Annotated in this window: 15 protein-coding genes; 11 read left to right on the forward strand and 4 right to left on the reverse strand. The window is 55.1% G+C overall.

What is annotated here, in order from left to right; genetic code table 11:
- The first annotated feature begins 226 nt into the window (after positions 1-226).
- Entirely contained in the window at positions 227-691 is a 465-nt protein-coding gene (locus tag ACOSDM_RS06610) for a flagellar assembly protein FliX (RefSeq protein WP_420723712.1), read from the forward strand.
- 247 nt (positions 692-938) lie between these two features.
- The gene (gene dksA / locus ACOSDM_RS06615; RefSeq protein ID WP_420724106.1) at positions 939-1,304 is read left to right on the forward strand and encodes an RNA polymerase-binding protein DksA; all 366 of its coding nucleotides are present in this window, start codon (positions 939-941) and stop codon (positions 1,302-1,304) included.
- Positions 1,305-1,542: 238 nt separating this feature from the next.
- Here the strand turns inward: dksA and flgH are convergent, their stop codons facing one another.
- From flgH to flgF, 4 genes are read right to left on the reverse strand one after another with little or no spacing between them, the layout of a single operon-like run.
- Positions 1,543-2,313, reverse strand: coding sequence for a flagellar basal body L-ring protein FlgH (flgH, locus tag ACOSDM_RS06620; RefSeq protein WP_420723713.1), 771 nt, complete (start codon positions 2,311-2,313; stop codon positions 1,543-1,545).
- A gap of 51 nt (positions 2,314-2,364) precedes the next feature.
- Complete coding sequence (gene flgA / locus ACOSDM_RS06625) at positions 2,365-3,399, reverse strand: flagellar basal body P-ring formation chaperone FlgA (RefSeq protein ID WP_420723714.1); 1,035 nt, start codon at positions 3,397-3,399, stop codon at positions 2,365-2,367.
- Positions 3,400-3,449: 50 nt separating this feature from the next.
- Positions 3,450-4,235, reverse strand: a complete 786-nt coding sequence (gene flgG, locus ACOSDM_RS06630) for a flagellar basal-body rod protein FlgG (RefSeq protein WP_420723715.1) — start codon at positions 4,233-4,235, stop codon at positions 3,450-3,452.
- Positions 4,236-4,294: 59 nt separating this feature from the next.
- Positions 4,295-5,023 (reverse strand): flagellar basal-body rod protein FlgF, encoded by a 729-nt coding sequence (gene flgF / locus ACOSDM_RS06635; protein ID WP_420723716.1) that lies wholly within the window; start codon positions 5,021-5,023, stop codon positions 4,295-4,297.
- Positions 5,024-5,396: 373 nt separating this feature from the next.
- On the opposite strand from flgF, the gene ACOSDM_RS06640 reads away from it, so the two are divergent.
- From ACOSDM_RS06640 to ACOSDM_RS06680, 9 genes are all read left to right on the forward strand, one after another.
- On the forward strand, positions 5,397-5,936 hold the full coding sequence (locus ACOSDM_RS06640; protein ID WP_420723717.1) for a flagellar basal body-associated FliL family protein: 540 nt from the start codon (positions 5,397-5,399) through the stop codon (positions 5,934-5,936).
- Positions 5,937-6,073: 137 nt separating this feature from the next.
- Positions 6,074-7,132, forward strand: a complete 1,059-nt coding sequence (gene fliM / locus ACOSDM_RS06645; protein ID WP_420724107.1) for a flagellar motor switch protein FliM — start codon at positions 6,074-6,076, stop codon at positions 7,130-7,132.
- 121 nt (positions 7,133-7,253) lie between these two features.
- The gene (locus ACOSDM_RS06650; protein ID WP_420723718.1) at positions 7,254-7,895 is read left to right on the forward strand and encodes a DUF6468 domain-containing protein; all 642 of its coding nucleotides are present in this window, start codon (positions 7,254-7,256) and stop codon (positions 7,893-7,895) included.
- Between the two features lie 10 nt (positions 7,896-7,905).
- The gene (locus ACOSDM_RS06655) at positions 7,906-8,565 is read left to right on the forward strand and encodes a MotE family protein (protein WP_420723719.1); all 660 of its coding nucleotides are present in this window, start codon (positions 7,906-7,908) and stop codon (positions 8,563-8,565) included.
- A gap of 104 nt (positions 8,566-8,669) precedes the next feature.
- A complete protein-coding gene (locus ACOSDM_RS06660; RefSeq protein ID WP_420723720.1) occupies positions 8,670-9,056 on the forward strand; it encodes a response regulator in 387 nt (128 codons plus the stop codon).
- Between the two features lie 11 nt (positions 9,057-9,067).
- Positions 9,068-9,577 (forward strand): DinB family protein, encoded by a 510-nt coding sequence (locus ACOSDM_RS06665; RefSeq protein ID WP_420723721.1) that lies wholly within the window; start codon positions 9,068-9,070, stop codon positions 9,575-9,577.
- A gap of 116 nt (positions 9,578-9,693) precedes the next feature.
- The gene (locus tag ACOSDM_RS06670; protein WP_420723722.1) at positions 9,694-10,551 is read left to right on the forward strand and encodes a hypothetical protein; all 858 of its coding nucleotides are present in this window, start codon (positions 9,694-9,696) and stop codon (positions 10,549-10,551) included.
- The gene (locus ACOSDM_RS06675; RefSeq protein WP_420723723.1) at positions 10,551-11,363 is read left to right on the forward strand and encodes an OmpA/MotB family protein; all 813 of its coding nucleotides are present in this window, start codon (positions 10,551-10,553) and stop codon (positions 11,361-11,363) included. Before ACOSDM_RS06670 ends, ACOSDM_RS06675 begins: the two co-directional genes overlap by 1 nt.
- A gap of 59 nt (positions 11,364-11,422) precedes the next feature.
- Entirely contained in the window at positions 11,423-14,815 is a 3,393-nt protein-coding gene (locus ACOSDM_RS06680) for a hypothetical protein (protein ID WP_420723724.1), read from the forward strand.
- The last annotated feature ends 33 nt before the right edge of the window (positions 14,816-14,848 follow it).

Consider the following 14,848-nt stretch of genomic DNA (forward strand, 5'->3'; position numbering starts at 1 on the left):
GCTGGGTAAACACACCCGTCTCGGTGAGAGTTATGCGAAACCCGTGCCAAATTCGAAAAAGACACAAGCTATTGAATTCATTGATTTACGCGAGTAGCCTTGGTGCTGAGTTCCCGGTTTAGGCAAGACTTGCCGGGTGCCATTGCGCTTGATTCCGGGTGGGAATCGGCGCGCAGTTACTAACACAGGGATTTCCCCTGCGGCGCAAAATGGATACACTGTAACGATGAAAGTCGACGGACCCGGATCATCTGGAAAGCTCAGCCAGTCCAAGAAGACCGCCAAGACCGGCGGGGCGAAAGGGGCGGGATTTTCCAGTGCCTTGCGACAGGCCGACGGCGGGGCGGATGATACGGTCGACAGCGCCGGTGGTTTGGCGGGTGGTTCTGGTGTCAGCTCAATTGATGCTTTGCTGGCCCTGCAAGGGGTAGACAGCGTCGATGCGACGGAACCGGATGCCAAACGACGCAACAAGGCGGCACTGGATCGCGGAGAAGACCTGTTGGATCAATTGGATGAGATACGAATTGGTCTCTTGTCCGGTGGTTTGTCACGGCAGCGCCTGGTGCAATTGCAGGCGGCGTTGAGCCAGCGCGCCAGCGGTGCTTTGGATCCAAAGGTTAAATCATTGGTCGATGATATTGAACTGCGCGTTGCCGTTGAACTGGCAAAGCACGGACAGGACGATTGATCCTGTTGCGCATTTAGGCAGGTCTTGTGTGCACCTGCGGGATGCGACGAATAATCCTAAAAAAATGTGTTGTAATGACCTGCCTAGGGCCATATAAGCCGCCGGTCTTGAAGTATAGGACGCATTTGACCGGGAGATTGGCATGTCGGGCAGTGAGGCTACGAGCAATACCAGTGTAAACCCGAAAGCGACTGTGTCGTCGCCCTTGCTGCCGCCGGATTATCGGCCCAGTGAGTCTGAAGAGTTCATGAACCCTCTTCAGAAAGAGTATTTCCGCCAGAAGCTGTTGAATTGGCGTGCAGATCTGCTGAGAGAATCTTCAGAAACGCTTGAAAGCATGCAGTCGGAAAGCTTGGCACAGCCGGACTTGACGGACCGCGCCTCGATGGAAACGGATCGTGCGATTGAACTGCGCACCCGGGACCGGGAGCGTAAATTGATCGCCAAGATCGATTCGGCGCTGGAGCGTATTGAAGATGATAGTTATGGCTATTGCGAAGAAACCGGTGAGCCCATTTCGCTGCGCCGGTTAGAGGCCCGACCAATTGCGGTTCTGAGCCTGGAAGCACAGGAACATCACGAACGGATGGAACGGCTGCATCGGGAAGATTAAGTTCGGACCCCGGATGTCAGCATGACGCCGTTAAGAATGCTAAAGGCCCGCCTGGATCTGAATCCGGCGGGCCTTTTTTGTTATCAACCTGTTTGGGATCAGGGCTGTAATCGGGTTTAGAAAATAAGGGGGCCCGACCATGTTGGTCAGGCCCCATTCGGAATCGCCGCGAGAGAGAGAGGAGAGAGAGAGTACGCGGGCGACACCGAAACTGTGGGTCCCAAAACGGGACCGTTGATTAGAAGGGCATGATCACGTCCATGATCTGGGTGCCCCAGCGGGGTTGTTGGAAATCGCTGACCTGGCCGCGCCCGCCATAGGCAAGCCTGGCTTCAGCAATCTTTTCGTAGCTTACTGTGTTTGCGGTCGAAATATCCTGGGGTCGGATGACCCCAGCGATCTGAAGTTCCCGCAATTCAAAGTTCACCCGTGTTTCCTGGCGTCCATGTATGACCAGATTGCCATTGGGCAGAACCTGGGTCACGACGGCCGCAACGCTGACCGAAATGGCTTCCTGGCGATCGATCGCGCCACCACCTGCATTGCTGGTCTGGCCGTCGAATGCCAATAGGGCTGCGGGATTTACCGCTTCGGGCAGGACAGAATTCAAGGCATTTTCATAGCCCAGTAAGCTGTCGACATCGACATTTTCCGAATTGTTTCGGGTCCGGGTTGTGGAATTATCCAACTGTGCGTTTTCGTCGATATCGATCACGACGGTGACAATATCGCCAATGTCAGAGGCCCGAAGATCCTTAAAGAAGGCCCGGCTGCCGGGGCGCCACAGTGAGTTTGGCATGTATGATGCCGTTACTGGCTTTGGCATTGGCATGGTGACCTGCGTGTAATTCGGGTCATAGGTCGGGTTTGCCACCGGGTTCATCGAAGGCTCTTCACCCACAGCGGCCAGACGTTCCATCGAATTGCAACCGACCAGCAGGGCGCTTGCCAATGTCAGGCAAGCCAGCGTCTTGAAACGCGCCGAAGGGCGGGAGGGATGATGTTTCATGGTTACTCTCCTCATCTCGATTGCATTCAGGTTAACGGCGTGTCGGGCAGATTATTCCGTGCGCATCGCCAGGGGTTGCTGAAGCTGAACTTCCACGCGCCCGGAACCAATCACCACTGCGTCAATTACCGTGTTGCTTTGTGTGTTCTGCACCCGGATGACATCATCCAGGGCACCATTTTCCATCGCCCGACCCTGAACGCTGAGCACCATGCGGTCGGTTTGCAGGCTAACTGTTATAATCCGGCCCTTTTCGACAAGGATCGGGGCGCCAACGTCACCAGCGCGAATGGGTTTCCCCGATGTCAGCGACCGTCCAACGGATTGTCCGATCAACTTGTTTTCATCGATGATCAGGTTGGTTCCCAAACCTTCTTCCCGCATGCGCACGATGGTCAGATCACCGGCTTCGATAATATGGTCTTTGCCCAGGCGCCGCGTTGGAACGGGCAGTTCAACCATTCGGTGGAACCGTCCGGATATGTTCATTTTCTGCAAGGTGCGGCCTTCTGCAGGGGCCAGCAGGGTTGCCGTGAAGCGACCGGAATGGGCGTCATAGTCAAACCGTTCGACCCGGGCCGTTGGCGCGACAGAGCGCGGCAGATGGATCCGGTACGGACCGCCATCTTCTTCAACCTCAACCAGGTCATCCTCGCCGGTGCGTTTGAAGAAGGAATCCAGCAGCAGTCCTTCGATCTGGCTTGTTGTAATCACTGAGCTGGGCCGCGTGACGGTCACTGTTTCCGCGGTGCTGGTTGGGCGCCAATCAATGCCAAAGGTTTTTGCCGCTTTCCATAACCATACGGCCGGCAGGACCAGTTCCTGTCCTGGTTCTGGCGCACGTATGACCGTGCGGTCCGCGTATTGCCCGGCCGGTTCGAATAAATCTCCGACATGGATGAATTCTGCATCCACTTGAACGATAGGATTCAGTACCACAGGAACCTTTACTTCCTCGGACTCTGCCTTGCTTGCGGTTTCAGCCAGGGCCGGGAAAGTCAGGACCGGGAAAGTCAGGGCGATCACGAACCCGGCCAGGACCAGGGCGTAAATCACGCTCAGGCAATGGTTTGATATCGGTTTCATGATCACTCTCCTTACTGTCGTCAGCGTCTGTGGGTGACTATGAGTCACTATTAGCGAAGGTTCGTCAGGGTCGACATCATCTGGTCAGATGTTTCGATTACCTTCGAATTCATCTCATAGGCGCGTTGGGCCGTAATCAGATTGGTGATTTCTTCCACAACGTTTACGTTCGACGTTTCCAGGAAGCCCTGTTGGATCGTGCCAAATCCGGCCGTTCCAGGGGCAGCCACTGTTGCGCCACCCGATGCCGGTGTTTCCAGAAACAGGTTGTCCCCGATGGCCAACAGGCCGGCGTCATTCGGGAAACGCGCCAGTTCCAATTGCCCAATGTTTGACGGGGCGGTGACACCATCCAGGGATACCAGAACTTCCCCTGAGGCATTGACCGATATATCCACGGCATTCGGTGGAACGGTCAGTCCAGGCTGCACGGTAAAACCATCGACGGTCACAACATCGCCATCGCCATCCAATTGAAAGGACCCGGCGCGGGAATAGGCCGTATCGCCGCTGGGCAGCGTAATGCGGAAATAGCCCTCGCCATTGATTGCGACATCCAACGGATTTTCCGTCAGGGTCAGGTTTCCCTGTTCGGTGATGCGATAGACGGCAGCGGTTTTTACCCCCAGCCCGACCTGGACACCGACTGGCACCGTGGTGCTGGCGTCGGAACTGTCCGACCCGACCCGGCGCAGGTTCTGATACAGCAGATCCTGAAACTCAGCCCGCCGGCGCTGATAGGACGTGGTGTTCATGTTGGCAATGTTGTGGGAGATGACTTCCACATTCAATTGCTGGGCTAACATCCCTGTCGCGCCAATACTAAGTGATCGCATCTGTCGTCTCCTTTAAAACCTCAGTCGGATAAAGCTGTCAGTATCTCGTCACAGCGCGATTAGCCCTGTGGCGCACGGCCCAGCTTATCGATCATGTCTTTGATCCGGTCGTCTTCGCGTTGAATCAGTTTCGCGACACTTTCATGGGCGCGATTGATGTCCATCATGCGCGTCAGTTCCAGAACCGCCTGCACATTGGATTCTTCGATCATGCCCTGCATCATGCTTGGCTGAGCAACCTGTTGCGGGTTCATGTCAGGGTCGGCGATGAATAAGCCATTGGCTGCCTTGCGAAGCTTCTGTTCGTCCTCGAAGGTCACGACCTGCAGCTTGCCTAAAATCCCGTCGTCATTGGAAACCGTGCCATCGCCTGCGATGCTGATCCGCCCGCCGTCTTCTGGAATATTGATGGGGCCCGCCTGGCCTTGAACCGGATAACCTGATCCAGTCACCAATTGGCCGTTCGCATCCAACTGAAAGCGCCCGTGGCGGGTATAACGTTCTCCCAAGGGGCTATCGACAACGAAATATCCCTCGTCAGATAAAGCGATGTCGAAATCATTTCCAGTCGTGGTCAAAGGCCCGCTGGAAAGGTCTCTTGCTGTGCCAACATCCTCAACAAAAGACAGTTTCTCATCCTTTGTTGGTTTTGCCAGATATTCCTGAAACACCATCCGCTCAGCCTTAAAGGCCGGAGTGTTGGCGTTGGCGATGTTGTTGGCGACAATGTCCATCGACCGCCGAAGGGCTGCCTGACGCGACATGGCTATATAGCTTGTGTTTTCCATTTCTGGACGCCTCTTTCTCTCATTTGGGCGGAAGCTCTCATCCAACCGCCCACTGCTCTCTCTGGACCGGTATGAGCAAGTCGCGTGCCAGTTTTAATATTTCATTAAATTCAATAAGTTATAATAGGTACCGGCAAAATGTGCTCGCCCTTACTTACCGAAAAATGCTGGTTAGGGCGGGGTATGCGGAACGGTTTGCCGGATCACTTTGACCCGGTCATGCATGTTTTCCATTGATCTGTGTGGGCGAATAACGGCCTATAAAAAGCAATCCGAAGTTTTTTTGTTTCGGTGACTTTATGTTAGGGTCCTTGCAGTACTGCATGCACCGCGATGCTGGGTGTTGGCCAGGGTCCATAACAGGCGGCAAGAGATGAGCGACGAAGACGATAATGAAGCACCGGTTAAAAAGAAGGTGAGCGGCAAAAAGCTCATTCTGTTTGTTGTTCTGCCGATACTCTTGTTGGGCGGGGCGGCTGGCGCTGTGTTTGCACTGGGTCTGCTGGACCCCTTGCTGGGCGGTGAAGAGCAGCATGCGACTGAGGAGCACGCAACGGAAGAGCACGCTGCGGCTACAGATGACCATGGTGAAGCCGTCATTGATCCCCCCGGCGTGTTTTATCCGATGGATGAATTGACGGTATCGTTAAGTGGCACCGGCACGCGGAAGAATTTCCTGGTGCTGCAAGTTGAATTAGAGCTTGAGGCGCAAACCGATGTGGCGCGCGTTGAGCAGATGAAACCGAAGATCATTAGTGAGTTCAACGCCTTCTTGCGTGAATTGCGAACGGAGGAGTTGAACGGCAGTGCAGGGGCCTATCTGATACGCGAAGAATTGTACAGGCGTGTCAGTCAGGTGGTGGCACCGACCCCTGTGAAGGATCTCCTGCTGGTGAAAATGTTGGTGCAATAGGCTGAGACTTAAGGGGTTCTTTTGACTTGGCCCCAGAATTGCTTCGCCGTTTCGAATGACGGATGGTACCGAAACGTAACTGAGGCACGGGACGTATGGCTGACGATCAAGACGATATGGCCAATGAGTTTGACGCGATGGCGGACGAAGACGTTGGCGGCGGTGATTCCGACGGCGCGGACGACCTTGCCGCTGAATGGGCTGCCATGGCCGATAGCGGGGATGCTGCTGCCGGAGGCGCTGCGCGGGTTCTGAACCAGGACGAGATTGACAGCCTGCTTGGTTTCCAGGAAGGCGGCGATGAAGATTCCAGTAAATCTGGGATCGAGGCCATTATCGATTCCGGCATGGTGTCCTATGAACGCCTGCCGATGCTGGAAATCGTCTATGACCGATTGGTCCGGATGATGTCGACCAGCCTGCGTAACTTCACCTCTGACAACGTTGAAGTCAGCCTGGACAATATTACCTCCATTCGCTTCGGGGATTACCTGAACTCTATCCCGTTGCCAGCCATGCTGACCGTTTTCAAGGCGGAAGAATGGGACAACTATGGCCTGATCACCATCGATAGCTCTTTGATTTATTCAATCGTCGATGTGTTGCTGGGCGGTCGCCGGGGGACTGCGGCGATGCGGATTGAAGGGCGACCCTATACCACGATTGAACGCAATCTGGTCGAACGCATGATCAACGTGGTTCTGGCGGATCTGTCCGCCGCGTTTGACCCGCTGTCTTCCGTGACGATGCGATTTGATCGTCTGGAAACCAATCCGCGGTTTGCCACAATCGCGCGACCAGCCAATGCGGCGATCCTGGCACGTCTGCGCATAGATATGGAAGATCGCGGTGGGCGGCTGGAATTGATGCTGCCCTACGCGACGCTGGAACCCGTCCGTGAACTGTTGTTGCAGATGTTCATGGGGGAGAAATTCGGTCGGGATTCGATCTGGGAAAATCACCTGGCGACAGAACTTTGGTTCACAGAAGTTCCCATTGAAGCGGTCCTGGATGAAGTTACCATGAGCCTGGGTGATGTGCTGGACTGGGAAGTGGGCATGTTCCTGCCATTTCACGCGACGCCGGATTCTCCGGTCGAAATTCGATGCGGCAATATGGCAATGTTTACGGGCACGATGGGGCGCAAGGGCGGAAACATCGCGGTGCGCATCGACAAGCGGGCGAAAGTGGACTAGCCCCTTTTTTCAGGCGAATCCTGATATTAGATATCGTTACAATGCTAGTGCGTTTGGCAAAACACGTGTATTTTCTGGCAATCGGTTTACGTTGTGACGATGAAGGGTATATGACAGGTCGATGATCGGAACGGTGATCAGCATCGGTTTTGATGTGGCGCTCATGATATGTTTGGGCGTTGCGATCTATTACGGTGTGCGTCTGAATCGTCAAATGGCAATTATCCGCTCAGGACGTGAAGAGCTGCAATCCCTTATCACTGAATTCACGCAGGCAACCTCGCGGGCGGAAACAGCCTTGTCGGAATTGAAATCAGATGTCGGGGCGACGCTGAATGACGCCAGGCAGTCGGCACATAAAGCCAGTGCGCTGTGCGATGATCTGGAATTCCTGATCAAGCGCGGGGAGAAAGTTGCCGATGCCCTGGAAATTGGCGTTCGCGCCAGCCGCAAAGGATCTGCTGACCCTGCATCGGCTGAGGCGCGCAGCGATTTGCGCGCGGCGCCGGACCAGAAGCTGGGTGCGAAACCGTCGTCGCGGGCGGCTGGTGAAGCCAGCTTGAAGGATAGTCTGAAAAAAGGCATGTCTCGGGCCATTCGCGGCGCGCATTCCGATACGGACCAAACCGGTGCAGAGGCATCGGGTCGATCCCTGGTTGCTGCGCCAGAAGACCGTGTTGCTGCTGGTGAAAAATCAGACAGCAAGAAGGCGCGGGCAAAGTCGAAGTCTGAATTGTTAAAAGCATTACAGGATATGCGGTGAGGAAGTGGCAATGCGGTTAAGATTGATCCCAGTGGTCATCGTCTTGGCGGCGCTCGGCTTGTCTTTTCGGGCTGGGTCCATCGTTGATCTTTTGACGGATCAGGAACCATCCAGAAAGGCCCCGGTCATCGGTGTGGCGGTTGCCCAGGATGCCAGTGCTATTCCGCCCGTCCCAGGCGATAATGGCAACGAAATGACGCCGCTGGAACTGGATAAAAGCGATGTCCCGATCATTGATGGGACGGAAGACGGCATGCATCCGACAGAGGCGCGGCTGGCCAACAGCCTGGCACAGCGGCGCATGGAGTTGGACACACGCGAACGGGAATTGGAACAACGCAGCGCGATGTTGGGCGTGGTTGAGGCGCGCCTGGCAGAAACTCAAAAGAATCTTGAAGGCATTCGCGACGAAATAAAGCAACTGGTCGCAAAATATGAAGGTCTGGAAGATGAGGAAAGCGCACGCCTGCAACGGGTCTATTCCAATATGAAGCCCAAAAATGCCGCAGAAATCTTCGATACGATGGAACTGGATACGATCCTCAGTGTTATTCGGGGAATGAATGACAGAAAGCTGGCCCCAATTCTTGAGGCGATGGATCCTAGCAAGGCTGTGATCGTTACTCAGGAAATCAACGCCCGCGAAGAGTTACCAACCTTCAACAATTAGCCCTCTTTAAAAGATTCCCTTTCAAGGGACTGATTTCGGCTGCATCCTGATTTGCATTTCCAGGCCCCAATTGGTTTTGCGATTTGAATTGATGGCGCGGTGATATGGCGGTCAGTTTCGATATGAATATCCTTATTGTGGATGATCGACCAACGATGGTTCGGATCCTGCGCCATATACTGCGGGATCTTCAGTTTTCCAGCATCGATGACGCCACGGATGGGCGGGATGCTTTGGCGAAACTGGAACGGAAAGACTATGGTCTGGTCATTTCAGATTGGACCATGAAACCCATGAATGGCCTTGATTTATTGCTAGCCATGCGCGCTGACGAAGCATGGCGCGCAACGCCTTTTTTGATGATGACCCCGGAAAACAAGACAGAAAACGTCATTGCCGCCAGACAGGCCGGTGCCAGTGGGTATATTGTAAAGCCCTTCAATGCCGCAATGCTGAAATCGAAACTGGTGGCTATTTTAGGGGATTTTTGAATTGGACATGAATGATGATAGATACGCAATATCTTAAGACCATGGCCCGATATAATCGATGGCAGAATGAAAATCTGTATAGTGCTGCAGACCAGTTGGATGATGATGCCCGGCGTCTGGATCGCGGTGCATTTTTCGGCTCCATTCATGGCACGTTGTGTCATATTCTGTGGGCCGATCAGATCTGGATGCATCGGTTTTCTGGCTCCCCCAAGCCGTTGATGAGCAATGCTGACTCCCACCATATGATTGAAGACTGGCAGGCTTTGAAACAGGCCCGCACAGCCATGGATCAAATGATTCAGGAATGGTCGGATGGTTTGGACCCAGCCTGGTTGACGGGGGATTTATCCTGGTATTCAGGGGCCGTGAAACGGGATATGACAGAATCCAAGGCTTTGCTGGTGACCCATATGTTCAATCATCAGACCCATCATCGGGGCCAGGTCCACGCGATGCTGACCGCGGCAGGGACGCGGCCGGAAGATACGGACCTGATGCTGATTGGTCAGGTGCAATGATCCCACGGATTGCGAAGTTGTAGAGTTAGGGAAACAGTTCAGCCATTCTGTTATAAATTTTATAGAATTATGGCGATTTCTTGCGATTTATCCTGCGACTCCGGCATATTGGGGGGATGATATATGAAGAAGACCAGTTGAAGGATGAAACGGATGTACTCCCAATCCGCAAGGAAACGGGACCCATCCTGTTTTTAAGCCTATTTCTGATGTTATTGGCATTCTTTATTTTGCTTAATTCTATTTCAACCTTACGGGAAACGAAATCACGCGATGTGTTGAGCTCTGTTTCTGCGACGTTTCAAACCACAATTGATCCAGACAGGTCCTCAGAAATTTTGGTTTCGACCTTGGGCGGGGTGCTGGAACCGGAAAAAGTGCTGGATGAAGTTGAACGCCTGTGGTTGTCGGATGTGCCGTTTGTGAAGTTTGAGACGGTGACCCAGGGTCGCCATATCATGGTGGAACTGCCGGTGATCCAGCTATTTGTCGGTGCACAACCGGAATTGCGGGGGGATCGGCGGGATCTGTTATCGGCGACCGCAAATGTGTTATCGGCGCGGTTGCCTGGGCAGGTCGTGATTATGCAGGCGATCCTGTTCGTAAATGATCTGGCACAGGTGCCAACGGTACCTGATATCCCGGCACCCCCGCCTGACGTGCAGGGGGTTGTCGATCTTGCAAATCCAGAGGCGATGATTGCACCGGTTGATGATGAAAAAGATGGAACTGAACTGGCTTTCGATCGTGTTGCAGCCCTGGCAAAGGCGCTGGTGGCGGGCGGGGCGCCCCCGGATAATTTCGAAATCGGGATTCGTCCGGGCAATGTGTCGCGCATTCGGTTCCGCTTTTTTATTCGCGATGCGGGGGAGGCCCGTATGACATTCGCACCGGTTCAGGATGAGACATCTACCCCCGCGACAACGCCAGATCAGCCAGAAGATCAGCCAGAAACACAGGCTGGGGGTCTGTAATGAGCGACGAGGTGATGGAACCATCTGCCTTTGCCAACCCGAACCCTGATGAGCGGTTGGATCGGGAACCGGAGGTTATGGGGCATATCCATACATCGCTGTTGGAACAGGATGCCATTCCAGAAGATGTTGTCGAAAAATCTCCCGCCTGGTTGGTCACATTCGGGGATGTAACGGCCTTGATGCTGGCATTTTTTGTGATGTTGTATTCTATGTCGGAATTGCAGTCGGAAAAGTGGGATACTGTCATTTCCGTACTGGCAACGCGGGTAGATCCCACGGCAGAAGGGCAGCCGCGACCGGTCGGCGAACGGACCATCACACGAATTGATCTGGTGTCAGCCTTTCCAACCGGTTATTTGCAAAGGATACTTGAGACGAAATTGGCGGAAGACCCGCTGTTGAAGACAATTCGAATGACAGGATTAGAGGATCAATTGGTGTTGTCTCTGCCGACCGATAGATTTTTCACCGGAACCGGTGCGCAGATTGATCCCCAGGTCTTGCCCGCTTTGCGGCGATTGGGAGTGGTTTTTGGTCAGTTCGGCAATCGTCTGGATATCAAGGGCAACACAGACCCCACCCCACCCCCATCCGGTTCGGTTTATCCGGATAACTGGTCCCTATCGTTGGCGCGCGCGCTGGCCGTGGCCCAGACCTTGAACAAGGCCGGATATCCCGGGGAGTTCACGGTTCTGGGGCTGGGTGATTCAAACTATCGCTTTATTGATCGGGATATCCCGGAACAACAGCGCTACGCTTTGTCCAGGCGCGTCGATATCGTCATTGTGCCGGAGGCTCGGGGACAGTGAACTGCGTTACTACAGGGCGTCTGATTTGCCGCACAATACTTTTGATCCTGGCCATCACCATGGGTGGGACACTTGCGCGCGCACAGGAAGCCGTTACCGTTCGCGCCTGGCAACATTCGGATTTCGCCCGTTTGGTTTTCGACTGGCCTGCGCCAATCGGCTATCAGACCAGTATCACCGATCAGGTCCTGACGGTTCAGTTTGACCGCGCATTTCAGGTTGATCTGAGCACTGTTCGGGAGCGTCTGGGAGATTACATCGCCCAAGCCAATGGTCCGGGCACAGCGGGAACGGCTGTGAATGCGGTATCGTTCGAGTTAACCAGCCCCATGTCGGTGACTGATTTTACGAACGAAAACTCCGTCGTGGTGGATCTGCGCCGCAGTGAAACCGCACCGCAAGCGCAAAATCTGCCCGCACAGCCCGCCCAACAACCGACAGCAGATTCAGCCGCACAGCCAGTCACGCAGACAGCCCAGGCCGGGGCGACAGACTTGCCCGTGCGCATTGGCGATCATCCTGGCTATACCCGCATCGTGTTTGATTGGCCGCAATCGGTACCTTATTCAGTAAACCAGAACGGCCGTGCGGTGACTGTTGATTTCGGGCGTGCAGCCACTGTTGATGTCGCAGCCCTGGCCCAGACCCTGCCGCCGGGTATTCGTGTAGCATCGGTTCAGCCCAGCGGGCAGGGAACTGCAATCACGCTTGCCGTGCCAGAGGGGGCGGAGTTGCGCCATTTCCCGCTGGACCAAAAGGTCGTTCTGGATGTTCTGGCCTCTGCTGAAGCGCGCAACCAACCAGCCGCTGCCCTAGCGAATGATCAATTGGTGAGCGAACAAGCGCCACAGGTCTCACAACCCCCGCAGGAACCGCCGGTTCAATCTGCGCCCACCGAACCTGCCCCAACCGAACCAGCACCCGTGAGAGAGCCTGTGCCTGCGCCAGAGGCGCCTCAGGCTGTCGCATCTGAGCCATCGGCTGCGGAAATGGCGGCAATGCCCAATGCCCCGGCACAGCAGGATGAGGCGGCAACGCCCTCCGTAGAAGCGCCGTCCGGCCCGCCATTATTCAATTTTTCGTTTCAATGGTCTGGTGATGTGGGGGCCGCAGTCTTTCGCCGTTCTGATAATATCTGGGTGATCTTTGACGCTGCGACCAATCTGGATCTATCCCCCTTGCGGGTAGAGGGCGCGCCGGTCATTGAGCGCATTGATCAACTGCCAATCGGTGGCGCGTCGGTTCTGCGCATGCAGGTGTCTGATCGCAGCGTAAACGCCAGCGCCCGACGGGAAGGGTTCAACTGGGTCGTTGAATTCCGGCGCGCCCCGCAACGCCCTTTGTCTCAGGTTCCGATCCTTGCGGATGTTACGGCGGAAATCGGTCCATTTCTGACTTTCCCCACCGATACGCCGGGGCGGTCCTTTAATGTACCAGATCCAGATATGGGCGATGTCATGCGCGTCGCGACATTCCTGGAATCCGGGATGGGAATCGATGGGCTGCGTCAGTATCCGGAATTTGAGCTGTTGCCGACCGCCCAGGGTGTGGCGCTGGTTCGGCTTTCTGACACGGTACTGCTGGATCGAAATTTCGATGGATTTCAAATCAGCGCCCCGGATGGTCTGGCGATTTCCGGCGTGTCGCCTGAAGCACCCGTGTCCACAGGGCAAATTCTAAGCGCGCGCAGACTGTTCGACCTGAATGGTTTGATGCGGGGCCCGCAACAGGATTTCGAAGACCTTTCCAATGCCCTTTTCCGGTCCATGGCGGAAGTTCCGGATGAAAAACTGGATGCGGCGCGTTTGAATTATGCGGGATTCCTGATGGCCCATAATCGGGGGTTTGAAGCCTTGGGGGTTTTGCGGGTTGTGGAGGAAAATGATCCCCAATTGATGAAGCGCCCGGAGAACCTGGCATTGCAAGGGGCTTCAACCGTTCTGGTTGGTCGAACGGAAGAGGCGAAGACATTGTTGAATGATCCTCGTCTTGATGGATTTGCAGAAGCGGCGATCTGGCGCGGGGCCGCCCTTGCGGAAGAGGGGGACTATCTGGCCGCCGCAGAGGCCTTTGGCCCCGGCGATAGCCTGTTGAGCCGCTATCCCTATCCGCTGAAGGCCCGCCTTGGCCTGATGCGGATTGATACCGCCTTTGCCAACCGGGATATCCAGGGGGCGGAAGCCTGGATCAATTCCCTGCAGGGCGCGCGTGAGGAACTGACGCGCGGGCAACAGGCGGCGCTGGACTATCAACGGGCAAGGCTGGCTGTCTCGCGAACCGAATTTGATGAAGGCGCACAGTTGTTTAAGGATGTCATGGCGTCTGGGGACCGGAAATATGCCTATCGGGCGGAGCTTGCGCTGATCACGCTGGGCCAGCGGCAGGGATTTATGAGTGATGCAGAGGCCCTGGAGAGAATGGAACGCCTGCGTTATGCGTGGCGTGGCGACCGCAGCGAGTTGTATCTGTTGAAGCGGCTTGGGGAATTGTACCTGAAGCAACCCGACTATTTCAAAGGGTTGGGAGTTTTCCGCACGGCCGTCAAATATTTCCCGGGTGATCCGGTGGCGGAAGATCTGGCCGGCGAAATGACAGATATTTTCCGCAAATTGTATCTGGATGGGGATGCCGACAGCCTGCCGCCGCTTAAGGCCCTGGCCCTGTATGACGAGTTCAAGGAATTGACCCCGTCGGGAGAGGACGGCGATCAGATCATCGAGAATATCGCCGACCGGTTGGCCTCCATCGATCTGTTGACGGAGGCGGCCGAAAAACTGCGCGAATTGTTGAGCGATGAGGACCGCTTGCCCCCCGGCGAAGAGCGGGTTCGGTTGAGCAACAAGCTGGCCCTGATTTTGTTGATGGACGGCAAACCCGAAGAAGCGGAAGAGGCGATCGCCCAGGGCCGCCGTGGTCTTACACTGTTTGAACTCAGCAATGATCTGGAGGCGGATCGGGATCGCCTGTTGGCGCGGGCCAAAATCCAGCAGGGCGACTATGAGGATGCGATCAAGGAACTGGCAGGGGATGTCAGCGTCGAAGCGGACCTGCTGCGTCGTGATCTGTATCGCACGACCAGTAATTGGCAGGAATCAGCGAAGGTTCTGCAACGGCTGGCTGGCAATCCCCCCAGTGATCCTGCTGTTGGCGTAGAAGGGGAGACGGCGCGCTATGTCATCAACTGGGCGGTCGCATTGTATAAGAATGATGATAAGGATGGTCTAAGGGATCTGATTGATTTGTGGGCACCGGCCATGGCCAACAGCTCTTTGTCCGGTGTGTTCGATTACATGACCAACCAGACCCGTGCTCCGACCGGCGGCGATGTCCTGGCGACCGTGGATCAACTGATCGGCGCCGACAGGTTCGATGCCTTCATCAAGGCCTATCGTGATAAGCTGTTTGCACCGTCGCCGACCCCCACAGCGGAAGTTACGGCATCGTCCTCTTAAGCATTTTTATCAAATGTTTATTTGGTGTTCTTC

Origin of the sequence: Hwanghaeella sp. LZ110, from assembly GCF_048892525.1 — a bacterium.
In the GTDB taxonomy this organism is placed as follows: domain Bacteria; phylum Pseudomonadota; class Alphaproteobacteria; order UBA8366; family Aestuariispiraceae; genus Pacificispira.

Excerpts from the sequence above, each read along its gene's own strand:
- dksA (WP_420724106.1), top strand. The coding sequence starts at position 939 with ATGAACCCTCTTCAGAAAGAGTATTTCCGCCAGAAGCTGTTGAATTGG.
- flgH (WP_420723713.1), bottom strand. The coding sequence starts at position 2,313 with ATGAAACATCATCCCTCCCGCCCTTCGGCGCGTTTCAAGACGCTGGCT.
- flgF (WP_420723716.1), bottom strand. The coding sequence starts at position 5,023 with ATGGAAAACACAAGCTATATAGCCATGTCGCGTCAGGCAGCCCTTCGG.
- ACOSDM_RS06680 (WP_420723724.1), top strand. The coding sequence starts at position 11,423 with ATGGGTGGGACACTTGCGCGCGCACAGGAAGCCGTTACCGTTCGCGCC.
- flgA (WP_420723714.1), bottom strand. The coding sequence starts at position 3,399 with ATGAAACCGATATCAAACCATTGCCTGAGCGTGATTTACGCCCTGGTC.
- ACOSDM_RS06640 (WP_420723717.1), top strand. The coding sequence starts at position 5,397 with ATGAGCGACGAAGACGATAATGAAGCACCGGTTAAAAAGAAGGTGAGC.
- fliM (WP_420724107.1), top strand. The coding sequence starts at position 6,074 with ATGGCGGACGAAGACGTTGGCGGCGGTGATTCCGACGGCGCGGACGAC.
- ACOSDM_RS06650 (WP_420723718.1), top strand. The coding sequence starts at position 7,254 with ATGATCGGAACGGTGATCAGCATCGGTTTTGATGTGGCGCTCATGATA.
- ACOSDM_RS06660 (WP_420723720.1), top strand. The coding sequence starts at position 8,670 with ATGGCGGTCAGTTTCGATATGAATATCCTTATTGTGGATGATCGACCA.
- ACOSDM_RS06670 (WP_420723722.1), top strand. The coding sequence starts at position 9,694 with ATGATATATGAAGAAGACCAGTTGAAGGATGAAACGGATGTACTCCCA.
- ACOSDM_RS06610 (WP_420723712.1), top strand. The coding sequence starts at position 227 with ATGAAAGTCGACGGACCCGGATCATCTGGAAAGCTCAGCCAGTCCAAG.
- ACOSDM_RS06675 (WP_420723723.1), top strand. The coding sequence starts at position 10,551 with ATGAGCGACGAGGTGATGGAACCATCTGCCTTTGCCAACCCGAACCCT.
- flgG (WP_420723715.1), bottom strand. The coding sequence starts at position 4,235 with ATGCGATCACTTAGTATTGGCGCGACAGGGATGTTAGCCCAGCAATTG.
- ACOSDM_RS06665 (WP_420723721.1), top strand. The coding sequence starts at position 9,068 with ATGATGATAGATACGCAATATCTTAAGACCATGGCCCGATATAATCGA.
- ACOSDM_RS06655 (WP_420723719.1), top strand. The coding sequence starts at position 7,906 with ATGCGGTTAAGATTGATCCCAGTGGTCATCGTCTTGGCGGCGCTCGGC.